The sequence below is a fragment of the Klenkia terrae genome (genome assembly GCF_900491935.1).
Taxonomy (GTDB): Bacteria; Actinomycetota; Actinomycetes; order Mycobacteriales; family Geodermatophilaceae; genus Klenkia; species Klenkia terrae.
Map to the genome: position 1 here is coordinate 4,682,669 of NZ_UEXK01000004.1, position 13,567 is coordinate 4,696,235.

Genomic DNA, 13,567 nt, shown 5'->3' on the forward strand with positions numbered 1-13,567 from the left:
CCCCGGGACCGCCGACCCGGTCCCGGCGACCGGATCCGGCAGAGGCTGGGGGCTCCCCACGCCAGGAGCACCGATGGCCCAGCCCACGCACACCAGCACGGCCCCGCCCCCCGGCCGCGACGCCGCGCAGGCACTGACCGACGCCGTCCACCGGGCCGTCCTGGCACCGTCGCTGCACACCAGCCGGCCGTGGTCCCTCCGGCTGCACCCGGTCGACCGGCCACGTCGCATCGACGTCCGGGCCGACCGGGGCCGGCAGCTCACGGCGCTCGACCCGACCGGCCGCGCGCTGGTGCAGAGCGTGGGTGCCGCCCTGTTCACCATGCGGGTCGCCCTGGCGGCCGCCGGCTGGGCGACCAGCACCCGCCGGTGCCCCGACGCGGCCGACCCCGACCTGCTCGCCGTCGTGGACCTCGTCGCCGGGCCGCCCGACGGCGGGATCGCCCCGCTGGTGGACCTGCTCGGCCTGCGCGACACCGACCGCCCCCGCTTCGGGCCCGGCGCCGCAGGCCTGGCCGACATCGCGCTCTTCCGTGCGGCGGCGCTCGCCGAGGACGCCGAATTGGCGCCCGTCGGGCGGGCCGATCTTCACCGACTCGGCCCCGGACCGACGGAGGTGGCTGGGGGTGCGCGGCCGGCCACCGTCCGGGACGGCGCCGAGGCCACCGTGGTTGTGCTGACCACCGCGCGGGACGACGAGCTGGCGTGGTTGCGGGCCGGCGAGGCTCTCCACCGGGTCCTGCTCGAGGTCGCGCGCGCCGAGTGGGTCGCCACCCCCTTCAGCCAGGCCGTCCAGGACCGGCCCACCCGCGACGAGCTGCGCGGCGTGCTGACCGGCCGACGATGGCCGCAGAGCATCCTGCGGGTCGGCCCGGCACCGCTGCAGCGGAGCACGGGGCAGGCGTGACGCTCCCGGTCGCCGTGGGGCGATCAGGACCGGCCCTGGTGCACGCCAGCCGTGCGGCTGAACTGCTGGTCCCGAACCGGTCCGCCGGGCCGCACGTGCTGGTCGCGACCGCCAGCAGGCACGGCGCCACCGCGGGCATCGCCGACCGCCTCGTCCACCTGCTGCAGGTCTCCCCCGCAGGACTGCGGTGCGGGCTGCGCGCGGTGGCGATCCCGGTCGAGCGGCAACCCGATCCCGCGCTGTTCGACGCGGTGGTGCTGGGCAGCGCCGTCTACGCGGGCCGCTGGCTCGAGTCGGCCCGGCACTACGCCACCGAGCACGCCTCCGGCCTGCGCGGGCTGCCGGTGTGGCTGTTCAGCAGCGGCCCCATCGGCCCGCGGCCGTTCCCCCCTGCCGACCCGTACGACGTCGAACCGCTCGCCGCCGTGGTCGGGGCACGGTCACACCGGGTCTTCCCCGGCCGGCTCCACGAGGACCTGCTGGGCCCCGAGGAGCTGGCCGTGGTCATCGCGATGCGCGCACCGACCGGCGACTTCCGCGACTGGCCGGCCGTCGGGAGCTGGGCAGCGGAGATCGCCGAGGACGTGGCCGGTCTTGCCCCCCGGGAGTCAGCCGCCGCGGTCCCCGGGCCGGGCTGACGTCCACCGTGCGGCACCTCCTCGGCGGGCAGGTGGGCCGGCTCGCGCTGACCGTCGCGGTCGTCGTCGTCGTCTTCGCCGGGGTCATGCCCCAGGTGGCGGACTACGGGCAGGCCTGGGGGCTCGTGACGTCCCTGACCGGGTCCGAGGTGGTGCTGCTGACCGTCGTCGGGGTGGTCAACCTGGTGTCGTTCGCCCCGCTGTGGGTGGCCTCCGCGCCGGGCCTCACCTGGGGGCGCGCGCTGCTGGCCGACCAGGCGTCGACCGCCGTCGCCAACGCCGTGCCCGTCGGGTTCGCCTTCGGCGTGGGCACCACGGCGGCCATGTTCTCCTCGTTCGGCTTCTCGCCCGCCGTGACCACGCGTTCCATCGGGCTCACCGGCATCTGGAACAGCCTGGTCAAGCTGACGATGCCGGTGCTCTCCCTGGCCGGAGTCCTGCTGGTCGGCCACCCATCCGGTGGGCTCGCGGTGGCGGCGGTCCTGGGCGGTGCCGCCCTGCTGGCCGGCGTCGGCGTCCTGGTGGCCGCGCTGACCCACCGGCGGTCCGGCGACCGTCTCGCGGGCGGGGCCCAGCGGTTGGCCGGGTGGGCCGCCGGCCGGGTCGGACGCACCGCACCCACCGCCTGGGCCGAACGCCTGGACCGGTTCCGGGTGGATTCCCTGGAGCTGTTGCGACACCGCTGGGGGCGGCTGAGCCTGGCCGCGCTGGGCAGCCACGTCGCCTTGTTCCTCGTCCTGCTGGCGTGCCTGCGCACGATCGGCGGAGCAGCCTCCCAACTGCCCTGGGTGGTGGCGCTGGCGGTCTTCTCGGTGACCCGGCTGGTCACGATCCTGCCCGTCACCCCCGGCGCCCTCGGCGTCGCCGAGCTCAGCTACGTCGCCGGGCTCACCGCGGTCGGGGTCGGCGCCGGCGAGGCGGCGGGGGCCGTGCTGGTCTTCCGCTTCCTGACCTGGTTCGTGTCCATCCCGCTCGGGCTGGCGGCCTGGGTGCTGTGGCGCCACGGCCTCGGGCGGGTGGCTGTCGCCGGCCCCTGAACCGCGTCCCGTCCTCGTCGCCCGTCGCCGCACCGACCGGCCCGTCCACGCGCCGGCGAGGACGTCGGTCACCGGGTGGAGCGGTGGACGACGGAGAACCGGGCTGCCCGGCGGCGGAGGTGCCGGTGCGGGTCGCGCGGCCGGACGGCGGTCGCCCGGCTCGCGGTGGCGTAGAACGCGGCCTTGCCGACCTCGATGAGCAGCAGGTAGCCGACGACGAACCCGACCAGCACCAGGTAGTAGACGGCCGGCAGCGGAGTGAAGCCCAGCGAGCGGGCCAGCGGCGTCGCCGGCAGCACCGCCCCGACCGCGACGACGCCGACGGCGGCCAGCACCAGCGGCAGGGAGGGCCGGCTGCGCCAGAACGGCACCCGGCGGGTGCGGATCGCCAGGACGACCAGGGTCTGGGTGGCCAGGGACTCCACGAACCAGCCGGTGCGGAACTCCGTCGGCCCGGCGTGCAGCACGGTCAGCAGGACGACGAAGGTCAGCGCGTCGAACAGCGAGCTCAGTGGGCCGAAGACCAGCATGAAGCGCCGGATGAAGGCGATGTCCCAGTGCGCCGGCCGCCGGACCTGCTCGTCGTCGGCCCGGTCGGTGGGGATGGCCAGCTGGCTGGTGTCGTAGAGCAGGTTGTTGAGCAGGATCTGGCTGGGCAGCATCGGCAGGAAGCCCAGGAACAGCGACGCCCCGGCCGCCGAGGCCATGTTCCCGACGTTGCTCGAGGTGCCCATCAGCACGTACTTGATGGTGTTGACGAAGATCCGCCGCCCCTCGGTGACGCCGTCGGCCAGCACGCCCAGGTCCTTCTCCAGCAGGATCACGTCGGCGGCGTCCTTGGCCACGTCGGTCGCAGACTCCACGGAGATCCCGACGTCGGCGCCGTGCAGGGCCAGCGCGTCGTTGACCCCGTCGCCGAGGAACGCCACTCCCCCGCCGGTACGGCGCTGCACGGCGACGATGCGGGCCTTGTCCTGCGGGCTGACCCGGGCGAACACGCTGGTGGTGGCCAGCGCTGCGGCCAGCTCGTCGTCGTCGAGCACCGCCAGGTCCGCGCCGGTGAGCACGGTGTCGCCGAGGCCGAGCTGCCGGCAGACGTGCACGGCGACGGGCGCGGCGTCCCCGGTGACCACCTTCACCGTGATACCGAGGTCGGCCAGCCGGCTGAGCGCGTCCGCGGCGTCGTCCTTGGGCGGGTCGCTGGCCACCAGCAGGCCGCGCACCGTGAGGCCGTGCTCGTCGTCGACGGTCAACGCGTGGCCGCCCGGCACCGTCCGGGTGGCGACGGCGACGACCCGGTTGCCGGCCGCGAACTCCGCGGCCAGGGCGTGGGCCACCCCGGAGGGGACGTCGACGCAGCGGTCCAGCACCGCCTCGGGCGCGCCCTTGGTCACCACCACGCAGGTGCCGTCGGCGGTGCGCACGAGGGCCGAGACCAGCCGCCGCTCGTGGTCGAAGGGCAGCAGCGCCAGCCGGACGGCGTCGTCGGACCCGGCCGGCTCGGCCGCCCGCAGCGCCCGGTCCAGGGCGTTGCCCCCGGTGCCGTCGGTGGTCTCCGTGGCCCGCAGCCCCCAGCGGAGCACGTCCTCGGGGCGGTCGTCGCCGGTCGGGACGGCGCGCAGGAACACCGGGCGGCCCTCGGTGAGGGTGCCGGTCTTGTCGGTGAGGAGGACGTCGACATCACCGAGGTCCTCGATGCAGACCAGTCGCTTCACCAGCACGTGCCGTCTGCTCAGCCGCCGCGACCCGGCAGCCAGGCTGCTGGACACCACCGCGGGGAGCAGCTGCGGGGTGATGCCGACGGCGATGGCCAGGGAGAACAGCACCGCGTCCAGCAGCGGGCGGCCGAGGGCGACGTTGACCACCAGCACCGCGGTCGTCAGCACGACGGCGACCCAGGCCAGCAGCACCGAGAAGCTGCGCAGGCCGACCTGGAAGCGCGTGTCCAGCGGGTGGGTGTCCAGGCCGACCGCGACACCGCCGAACTCGGTGGCGGCGCCGGTGGCGACCACGATGCCGTGCCCGCTCCCGGCAGCGACGACGGTGCCCATCAGGGCGCACCCGGTCAGCTCGGCCAGCGGCGTCCCGGCCGGCACCGTCCCGGTGTCCTTGATCGCCGGCACCGACTCCCCGGTCAGCACGGACTCGTCGCACTCCAGGCCGGTCACGTCGAGCAGGCGGAGGTCGGCCGGCACGACGTCCCCGAGCGCGATGTCGACGAGGTCCCCGGGTACCAGCCCGGTCACGTCGACCTCCTGCCGACGGCCGTCGCGCAGCACGACGGTGGTGTGGTGCACCTGGTCGTGCAGCGCCTGCGCCGCCCTCTCCGCCCGGTACTCGTTGCCGAAGCCCAGGCCCACCGACAGCACCACGACCACCGCGATCGTCGCCGCCCCGCCGCGCTCACCGACCGCGGCGGACACCACGGCGGCCACGACGAGCAGACCCAGCAGGGGTGATGCCAGCTGGTGCCCCAGCGCGGGCAGCACCCGGGCCCGGTGCGAGGTGACCGCGTTCGGCCCGGACCGGGCCAGCCGCCCCGCGAGGTCGTCGGTCACCCCGACGGCGGCGTCGACGTGCATCGCGCGCAGGGTCGAGACGGTGTCCCAGGTCGCGGCATCGGCCACGGCCGTGGCGGGGGCGCGCGGGACGGGGGGTGCCAGTGCGGTCATCGACGCTCCTCGCGGCCGTCGGCGGGTGACGACCGCTCCCCAGGTTGGGAGCCCGCGCCCCGGCGGACCAGTGCCCTCCGACCCCACCCCGGCTGCCGACGCATGCCGGACGACCCACGGGTGCGGGACCTGCGACCCCGTCGCCCCTGGACGGCATCGGGCACGGTCGAGGGATGCCCGCCGCCACCGCCGTGCCCGCCGCACTCGCACCCGTCGACCACTACCCGGTCGAGGAGCTCGAGCTGGACCTCCGCTGGTGGGCCGCGGCCAACTACCTGACGGTCGGGCAGATCTACCTCACCGAGAACGCTTTGCTGCAGCGCCCGCTCACCCACGCCGACGTCAAGCCGCGACTGCTGGGCCACTGGGGCACCTCCCCCGGCCTCGCCGCCCTGTACGTGCAGCTGAACCGGCTGATCCGACGCACGGGGCAGGAGGTCCTGTACGTCACGGGACCGGGCCACGGCGGGCCGGCGCTGGTCGCCGCCACCTGGCTGGAGGGCACCTACAGCGAGCTCTACCCCGCCGTCGGGCCCGACGCGGCCGGCGTCCGGGCGCTGTTCCGGCAGTTCTCCACCCCCGGCGGCATCCCGAGCCACGTCGGCGTCCCCACCCCGGGGTCGATCCACGAGGGCGGCGAGCTCGGGTACGCCCTGGTGCACGCCGCCGGGGCCGCCTTCGACCACCCCGACCTGCTGGTCGCCTGCGTGGTCGGCGACGGCGAGGCCGAGACCGGCCCGCTGTCCGGGTCCTGGAAGGTCCCGGCGTTCCTGGACGCCCGCCGGGACGGCGCGGTGCTGCCGGTGCTGCACCTCAACGGCTACAAGATCAGCGGGGCCACCGTGTGGGGCCGCTCCTCCGACGAGGAGGTCTGCGGGTACCTGCGGAGCCAGGGGTGGGCGCCGGTGGTGGTCGCCGGCGACGACCCCCGGCTGGTGTTCACCGACCTGCAGGCCGCTCTGACCGACGCGCACGCCCGGATCAGGCAGATCCAGGACCACGCCCGCAGCGGCGGGGACGACCTCCGCCCGGGGTGGCCGGCGATCGTGCTGCGCACCCCCAAGGGCTGGACCGGCCCGGACGTCGTGGACGGCGTCCAGGTGCAGGGCACCTTCCGCGCCCACCAGGTGCCGCTGTCGGGGGTGCAGACCGACGACGCACACCTCGCGCTGCTGGAGACCTGGCTGCGCAGCTACGAGCCCGACCAGCAGTTCCCCGGCGGCCGGCTGGCCCCCGAGCTCGCCGGGCTCGCACCGGTCGGCGACCTGCGGATGGGGTCCACGCCGTACGCCAACGGTGGCCGGCTCCGTCGTCCACTGGACCTCCCGGCGCTGGCCGGCTACGCCCTCGACGTCCCCTCCCCCGGGACCGTCTCGGCGGAGACCACGCACCCCCTCGGCGAGCTGCTCGCCGAGATCTACCGACGGACGACGACGCCCGACGGCGGCGGGACGTTCCGGCTCTTCAGCCCCGACGAGACCGCCAGCAACCGGCTGCAGTCGGTGTTCGAGGTGACCGACCGCTGCCTGCAGGCGCAGGTGCTGCCCACCGACGACCACCTCTCCCCGCACGGCCGGGTGATGGAGGTGCTCAGCGAGCACCTCTGCGAGGGGTGGCTGGAGGGCTACCTGCTGTCTGGCCGGCACGGGCTGTTCGCCACCTACGAGGCCTTCGCCATGGTCAGCGCCTCGATGGTGGTGCAGCACGTGAAGTGGCTGCAGCACGCGGCCGAGGTGCCGTGGCGGGAGCCGGTGTCCAGCCTGACGATCCTGCTGACCAGCACCTGCTGGCGCAACGACCACAACGGCTTCAGCCACCAGGGCCCCGGGCTGATCGACACGGTGCTGCCGCTGTCGCCCCAGGTGGTGCGGGTCTGGCTGCCGCCGGACGCCAACTGCCTTCTCTCGATCGCCCGGCACTGCCTGCAGAGCACCGACCACGTCAACCTGGTCGTGGCCGACAAGCAGCAGCACCTGCAGTACCTGACCCTGGCTGAGGCCGAGGCGCACTGCGCGGCCGGTGCGTCGGTGTGGGACTGGGCCGGGACCGAGCGCGTCACCGGCGACCCGGACGTCGTCCTCGCGGCGGCCGGGGACGTGCCCACGCTGGAGGTGCTGGCCGCTGCCGAGCTGCTCCGGCACGGCGTGCCCGACCTGGCGCTGCGGGTGGTCAACGTGGTCGACCTGATGGGCCTCCTCCCGTCCGACGTGCACCCGCACGGCTTCTCCGCCGACCACTTCCGCCGGCTGTTCACCGACACCGCCGACGTGGTGGTGGCCTTCCACGGCTACCCGCGGGCCGTGCACCAGCTGCTGCACGGCCGGCCGGGCACCGCCCGCTTCCACGTGCGCGGGTTCGAGGAGCAGGGGACGACGACGACGCCCTTCGACATGGTGGTGCTCAACCGGATGAGCCGGTACCACCTCGTGCTGCTCGCCCTCGCCCACGCCCCGTCGGGCCTCGCCGGCGCCGACGAGCTGGCCGCGACGTGCCGCGACCAGCTCGCCCGGCACCACGCGTACGTGCGCGAGCACTTCGAGGACCTCCCCGAGGTGCGCGACTGGACCTGGACCGGCTGACCGGTGGGCGTCTCCCTGCGCAGTGCCCAGTCGGCCGAAGACGTGGTCGGCGAGCTCGGCACCGACGCCGAGCGGGGCCTGCCGGTGGCCGAGGCAGCCCGGCGGCTCGCCGCGGACGGTCCGAACCTGCTGCCCAGCACTGCGCCCGACAGCCGGTTCGTGCGGGTGCTGCGCCAGCTGTCCAACCCGCTGGTGGTCGTGCTGCTCGTCGCGGGCACGGTCACCCTCGCGCTCGGCGAGTACGTGGACGCCGTCGTCGTGCTCGGTGTGGTCCTGGCCAACACGGTCGTCGGGTACGTGCAGGAGGCCCGGGCGCAGTCCGCGCTGCGGGCGCTGCAGGACCTGGTGTTCACGGACGCCCGGGTGGTGCGGGACGGGGCCACCCGCTCGGTGCCGTCGGCCGACCTCGTCGTCGGGGACCTGGTGCTGGTGGAGGCCGGGGACGCCGTCCCGGCCGACGGCCGACTGCTCCGCTCCCGGGAGCTGCGGGTCGACGAGTCGGCCTTGACCGGTGAGTCCGCACCGGTGGCCAAGGACCCCGCGGTCCTCGCGGTCGGCACGGCCGCCGCCGACCAGCGGAACACGGTGTTCGCCGGCAGCCTGGTCACCGCCGGGGCCGGTGCCTGCGTGGTCACGGCGACCGGCGCCGACACCGAGCTCGGCGGCATCGACGGCCTGGTCAGCGGGGTCGTGTCGCTCGAGACCCCGCTCACCCGTCAGCTCGGTCGCTTCAGCGGGATCCTCACGGTGGTCATCCTCGGCCTGGCCGCGGCGACCTCGGTGGTCGGCGTCCTCCGTGGCCTGGACGCCGGGGAGGTCGTCACCTCGGCCGTCGCGCTCGCCGTGGGTGCCATCCCGGAGGGGCTGCCCGCCGCAGTCACCGTCACCCTTGCCATCGGCGCCGCCCGGATGGCGAAGCGCCGGGCCGTCGTCCGGCAGCTGCCCGCGGTGGAGACCCTGGGCAGCACGACGGTCATCTGCACCGACAAGACCGGCACGCTCACCGAGAACCAGATGACCGTCCGGGTGGTCTGGACCTGCGCCGGTGACCACGAGGTGACCGGTTCGGGGTACGCGCCCACCGGGGACGTGCTCGATCCCGCGGGCACCGTGCTGCTGGGTACGGCCGTGCCCGAGGCGCTGCGCTGGACGCTGCTGGCCGGGGCCGCCTGCAACGACGCGGTGCTGCGCCGCCGGCCCGACGGCGGGGGAACCGAGGTCGTGGGCGACCCCACGGAGGGCGCCCTCCTGGTCTCGGCCGGCAAGGCCGGGATCGACACGGAGGACTTCCCGCGGGTGGACGTCGTCCTGTTCAGCTCCGGACGCCGCTACATGGCCACCCTGCACGACCACGGCGACCACCGGGTGGTGCTGGCCAAGGGCGGCGTCGAGGCGGTCCTGGCCCTCTGTGGGTCCCAGCTCGGGCCCGACGGCGACCGGGTGCCCCTCGACGTCGCCGGCATCGCGCGGGAGTCCGACCGGCTGGCCGCGGCCGGCCTGCGGGTGCTGGCCACCGCCGCGCTGACGGTGGACGCCGACCACCGGCTGGCCGAGGTCGACCTGCCGGGGAGCCTGGTGTTCACCGGCCTGCAGGCCATGCTGGACCCCCCGCGCGCCTCCGCGGTGCACGCCGTCACCAGCTGCCGCACGGCAGGCATCCGGGTCGTGATGATCACCGGCGACCACGCCGCGACCGCGACGGCCATCGCCGTCCAGGTGGGCATCCTCCGGGCACGGTCGGACGGCGACGTGCTGACCGGCGCCGACCTGACCGCCCTGACCGCGTCCTCTCCGACCGCCTTCGACGGGGCCGTCGGCCGGGCCGCGGTGTTCGCCCGGGTGTCCCCCGAGCAGAAGCTGCGGCTGGTGCAGTCCCTCCAGGACGCCGGCGCCGTCGTCGCGATGACCGGTGACGGGGTGAACGACGCCCCGGCCCTGCGCCAGGCCGACATCGGCGTGGCCATGGGGCGCGGCGGCACCGAGGTCGCCAAGGAGGCCGCCGACGTCGTGCTCGCCGACGACGACTTCGGCACCGTCGAGGCCGCGGTCGAGGAGGGCCGCGGCGTCTTCGACAACATCTCGAAGTTCATCGTGTGGACGCTGCCCACCAACGCGGCCGAGGGCCTGGTCATCCTGGTGGCGATCGTCCTCGGGACGGCACTGCCGATCCTGCCCACGCAGATCCTGTGGATCAACATGACCACCGCCGTCCTCCTCGGGCTGACGCTGGCCTTCGAGCCGCACGGGGCCGACACCATGACGCGCCCACCGCGCCGCCCGGGTACACCGTTGCTGACCGCGTCCCTGGTGTCCCGGGTGCTGCTGGTCTCCGCGGTCCTCGTCGCCGGCACCTGGTACCTCTTCCAGCAGCAGGTCGACGCCGGGGCCACGCTGCCTGAGGCCCGCACCGCGGCGATGGACCTGTTCGTCGCGGTGCAGGTGCTCTACCTCTTCAGCTGCCGGTCCCTCGTCGGCCCGTCGTGGCGGGTCGGGCTGCTGACCAACCGGTGGCTCGTCGGCGGCGTGCTGCTGCAGGTGGTCGCCCAGCTCGCCATCACCTACCTGCCGGCCATGAACGACCTGTTCCAGACCGCCCCCGTCGACGCCGGCACCTGGCTGCGCATCGCGGTCCTGGCGACCGTCGCGTGGGCCGTCGTCGCCGTCGACGAGCACGTGCGGGGTCGGCGGCGAGCCGACCGCGGGCCGAACGGCGTCCGGGTCGGGACGTCGGACCCTCCCGGGCCGGCGGCCCGCCCGGCAGCCTCGAGCACATGACCCGGCAGACCGACGACCGACACCGCTGGACCGATCCCCGCACCCGGGCGACCGACTCCCTCGCCACCGGTGAGTCCGCCCCCACCAGCAGCGTCACCCTCACCGGCCCCGACCAGGTGACCGTGGTCAGCGGCGGGGTGACCGTGGCGCAGGCCGACGTCGTCCCGGGCCCGCAGGTCGTGCTCCGCTTTTGGGTGGCCAGCCACTCGCTCACCGCCGACACACGCGCCGAGCTGCTCCGCACCGCCTTCTCCCACGCGGCCCTGGTGCCCCGGCAGCGGGTGCTGGCCACCGTCCCGCACGAGGAGAGCGACCTCGTCGCCGCGCTGCACGATCACCTCACGGTGACCAGCACCCACGTCGCCGGTGCGACCTGCCTCGTCGAGGGGCACGTCACCTGAGCGGGGTCCCACCCACCACGACGACCCGGCAGGAGGAACCGTGCAGGCCATGGACGTCATGACCCGAGAGGTCACGACGGTGGGACCGCAGACCACCGTGCAGGACGCCGGGAGGGCGATCACCGCCCGGGCGGTCGCGGCCCTCCCGGTCGTGGACGCCGACGGGCAGCTGGTCGGCATCGTCGGCGAGGGCGACCTGCTCCGCGACCAGGTGCCCCCCGACCCGCGCCTGCACCTGGGTCGGGACGTGGCCTCCCCCCGACCCCGTCCACGGGTCGTGGCCGACGTGATGACCACCCCGGTGCGCACCGTCGGTCACCACGACGACCTGTCCGACGTCGCCACGCTGCTGGTCGAGGGCCGGTTGCGCAGCGTCCCGGTGATGGCGAACGGCGCGATGGTCGGCATCCTCGGCCGGCGCGACCTGCTGGGCACCCTCATCCGCACTGACGAGTCCGTCCGCGCCGAGGTACTGGACCTGCTGGAGCGCTACACCGGCGAGCGGGACACCTTCGACGTCGAGGTGCTGTCGGGTGCGACCACGGTGGCCCGCACCCGCGGGACCCCGGCCGTCTCGCCGGCGACCGAGCACCGCGCCCTGGACTCCCTGGCCCGCACCGTGCCGGGGGTCCGCGCCGTCGTCGTCCGGTCGTCGGACGACCTCCCCCATCGAGAGGAAGCATCGTGAGAGCCGCCCGCTGGCACGGCCGCAAGGACATCCGGATCGAGGAGGTGCCCGAGCCGCAGCTGCGGCCGGGCACCGTGGCCATCGACATCGCCTGGTGCGGCATCTGCGGCAGCGACCTCCACGAGTACCTGGAGGGCCCGATCTTCATCCCGCCGCACGGCCACCCGCACCCCGTCTCCGGGGAGTCCGCCCCCGTGGTCATGGGCCACGAGTTCTCCGGCACCGTGACCGCCCTCGGCGACGGGGTCGACGACCTGACCGTCGGTGAGTCCGTCGTGGTCGAGCCCTACCTGATCGCCGAGGACGTCGACACCACGCCGGGCCAGCCCTACCAGCTCTCCCACGACATGAACTTCATCGGCCTGGGCGGGGGCGGCGGCGGCCTGAGCGAGAAGGTGGTCGTCCCGCGCCGGTGGGTGCACCCGGTCGAGGACATCCCGCTCGACCAGGCCGCCCTCGTCGAGCCGCTGGCGGTCGGCCACCACGCCTTCGTGCGCAGCGGAGCGGGCGCGGGGGACGTCGCGCTGATCGGTGGTGCCGGCCCGATCGGGCTGCTGCTCGGGGCGCTGCTCACCGCGGAGGGCCTGACGGTGGTCATGACCGAGGTGAGTGCCGCCCGCAAGGCCAAGGCCGTCGAGACCGGCGCCGCCGCCCACGTGCTCGACCCCACCGAGGGCGACGTCGCCGCACGCGTGCGCGAGCTGACCGGCGGGCGGGGGGCCGACGTGGGCTTCGAGTGCTCCAGCGTCGACGCCGTCCTGGACACCCTGCTCGACGCGGTCCGGCCCGGTGGCGTCGTCGTGAACGTCTCCATCTGGGGACACCAGCCGGGGGGGGACCTGCAGAAGCTGGTGCTCAAGGAGATCGACCTGCGCGGCACGATCGCCTACGCCGGCGACCACCCCGCCACGATCGAGCTGGTGCGCAGCGGCCAGGTCGACCTGGCCCCGTTCATCACCGCCCACATCGACCTGGCCGATCTGGTGGAGCAGGGGTTCGAGACCCTCGTGCACCGCAACGACACCCAGGTCAAGATCCTCGTTCGCCCCTGAGGAAGATCTGCGACGGCCACGACCACCCCCGTCCCCGTACCGCTGGTGGGGTGCGCGGTCGATCATCGACGGGCCGCGGGCAGACCGAACCGGTGCCCGCCGACCGACCGCCGCCTTCGGGGCACCGTGGGCGTCCTCACCCCTGTGTTCCTCCAGCTGCAGCGTGCGGAAGGTTCGTCCACCTGGCAGCGTCGAAGGTGGTCCAGAACAGGGCCCGCTGTCGGCAGTGAAGAAGCTCGCTACCGGCAGTCGCCCAGGTTCGGTCATCGCCGCCACCTGGTGCTTCGTCGTCCGGCATCGACCCTCGACCAACACGAAAAGATCCGGTGTGGGAGATGGCTGCGTGGAGGTATCCGTCGCGCTGGGCGCGGGTCACTGCTGGATGAGCCCCTGCGCTCCCGCCCTCGTGACCGGTCTGCCTGACTTGGCGGCCAGGACGATTGGCCGGCAGCGCTGGGTACCTCGATGCTCGGGCCTCATTTCTCGACCTCGCGCGATGGTGGGCAACCGACCGGGTTGCCGCGGGCTCCCAGCGGCGGTGTGCTTCGGACGGCTCCGGCTCCGGCTCCGGCTCCGGCTGCGGGCTCGGATGAGGCGCTGCCGCCTCAGACATCCAGTTGCTCCGCACCGTGCCCTTGTGCACCCACGCCTTCGCACGAAGAACCACATCCGACACACCTCCTGCATCACGGCTGTCCGCACTCGTTGCGACAGGTAAGGCGGCCAACCGTTCCCTGCGCAGGCATGAGTGCGAGCAGCAGGGGTGACCGGCTACAGCCAGGCGGGCCCACAGGACCCGATCAGGCCTGAGCGCCGCC

Annotated in this window: 9 protein-coding genes; 8 read left to right on the forward strand and 1 reads right to left on the reverse strand. The window is 74.5% G+C overall.

The genetic code is table 11. From position 1 onward, the window contains the following. Positions 1-73: 73 nt before the first annotated feature. From LFA75_RS23250 to LFA75_RS23260, 3 genes are read left to right on the forward strand one after another with little or no spacing between them, the layout of a single operon-like run. Positions 74-907: a nitroreductase family protein gene (locus LFA75_RS23250; RefSeq protein ID WP_225235944.1), complete on the forward strand. Its 834-nt coding sequence runs from the start codon at positions 74-76 to the stop codon at positions 905-907. 38 nt (positions 908-945) lie between these two features. Next, positions 946-1,545 carry a flavodoxin domain-containing protein gene (locus LFA75_RS23255; protein ID WP_225235945.1) on the forward strand — a complete coding sequence of 200 codons (600 nt, stop codon included), beginning with the start codon at positions 946-948 and terminating at the stop codon, positions 1,543-1,545. 8 nt (positions 1,546-1,553) lie between these two features. Continuing rightward, on the forward strand, positions 1,554-2,582 hold the full coding sequence (locus LFA75_RS23260) for a lysylphosphatidylglycerol synthase domain-containing protein (RefSeq protein WP_225235946.1): 1,029 nt from the start codon (positions 1,554-1,556) through the stop codon (positions 2,580-2,582). A gap of 68 nt (positions 2,583-2,650) precedes the next feature. Here the strand turns inward: LFA75_RS23260 and mgtA are convergent, their stop codons facing one another. Beyond that, positions 2,651-5,254: a magnesium-translocating P-type ATPase gene (mgtA, locus tag LFA75_RS23265; RefSeq protein ID WP_225235947.1), complete on the reverse strand. Its 2,604-nt coding sequence runs from the start codon at positions 5,252-5,254 to the stop codon at positions 2,651-2,653. 173 nt (positions 5,255-5,427) lie between these two features. On the opposite strand from mgtA, the gene LFA75_RS23270 reads away from it, so the two are divergent. From LFA75_RS23270 to LFA75_RS23290, 5 genes are read left to right on the forward strand one after another with little or no spacing between them, the layout of a single operon-like run. Further along, the gene (locus LFA75_RS23270) at positions 5,428-7,833 is read left to right on the forward strand and encodes a phosphoketolase family protein (RefSeq protein ID WP_225235948.1); all 2,406 of its coding nucleotides are present in this window, start codon (positions 5,428-5,430) and stop codon (positions 7,831-7,833) included. A gap of 3 nt (positions 7,834-7,836) precedes the next feature. After that, positions 7,837-10,608 carry a cation-translocating P-type ATPase gene (locus LFA75_RS23275; protein ID WP_225235949.1) on the forward strand — a complete coding sequence of 924 codons (2,772 nt, stop codon included), beginning with the start codon at positions 7,837-7,839 and terminating at the stop codon, positions 10,606-10,608. Beyond that, the gene (locus LFA75_RS23280) at positions 10,605-11,009 is read left to right on the forward strand and encodes a hypothetical protein (protein WP_225235950.1); all 405 of its coding nucleotides are present in this window, start codon (positions 10,605-10,607) and stop codon (positions 11,007-11,009) included. The genes LFA75_RS23275 and LFA75_RS23280 overlap by 4 nt, the downstream gene beginning before the upstream one ends. Positions 11,010-11,067: 58 nt before the next feature. Continuing rightward, the gene (locus LFA75_RS23285; protein WP_225235951.1) at positions 11,068-11,697 is read left to right on the forward strand and encodes a CBS domain-containing protein; all 630 of its coding nucleotides are present in this window, start codon (positions 11,068-11,070) and stop codon (positions 11,695-11,697) included. Further along, complete coding sequence (locus LFA75_RS23290) at positions 11,694-12,749, forward strand: 2,3-butanediol dehydrogenase (RefSeq protein ID WP_225235952.1); 1,056 nt, start codon at positions 11,694-11,696, stop codon at positions 12,747-12,749. Before LFA75_RS23285 ends, LFA75_RS23290 begins: the two co-directional genes overlap by 4 nt. Positions 12,750-13,567: the final 818 nt, after the last annotated feature.

Bases quoted from the DNA above. Each gene is read 5' to 3' on its own strand.
- LFA75_RS23250 (WP_225235944.1), top strand. From the start codon at position 74: ATGGCCCAGCCCACGCACACCAGCACGGCCCCGCCCCCCGGCCGCGAC.
- mgtA (WP_225235947.1), bottom strand. From the start codon at position 5,254: ATGACCGCACTGGCACCCCCCGTCCCGCGCGCCCCCGCCACGGCCGTG.
- LFA75_RS23270 (WP_225235948.1), top strand. From the start codon at position 5,428: ATGCCCGCCGCCACCGCCGTGCCCGCCGCACTCGCACCCGTCGACCAC.
- LFA75_RS23280 (WP_225235950.1), top strand. From the start codon at position 10,605: ATGACCCGGCAGACCGACGACCGACACCGCTGGACCGATCCCCGCACC.
- LFA75_RS23285 (WP_225235951.1), top strand. From the start codon at position 11,068: ATGACCCGAGAGGTCACGACGGTGGGACCGCAGACCACCGTGCAGGAC.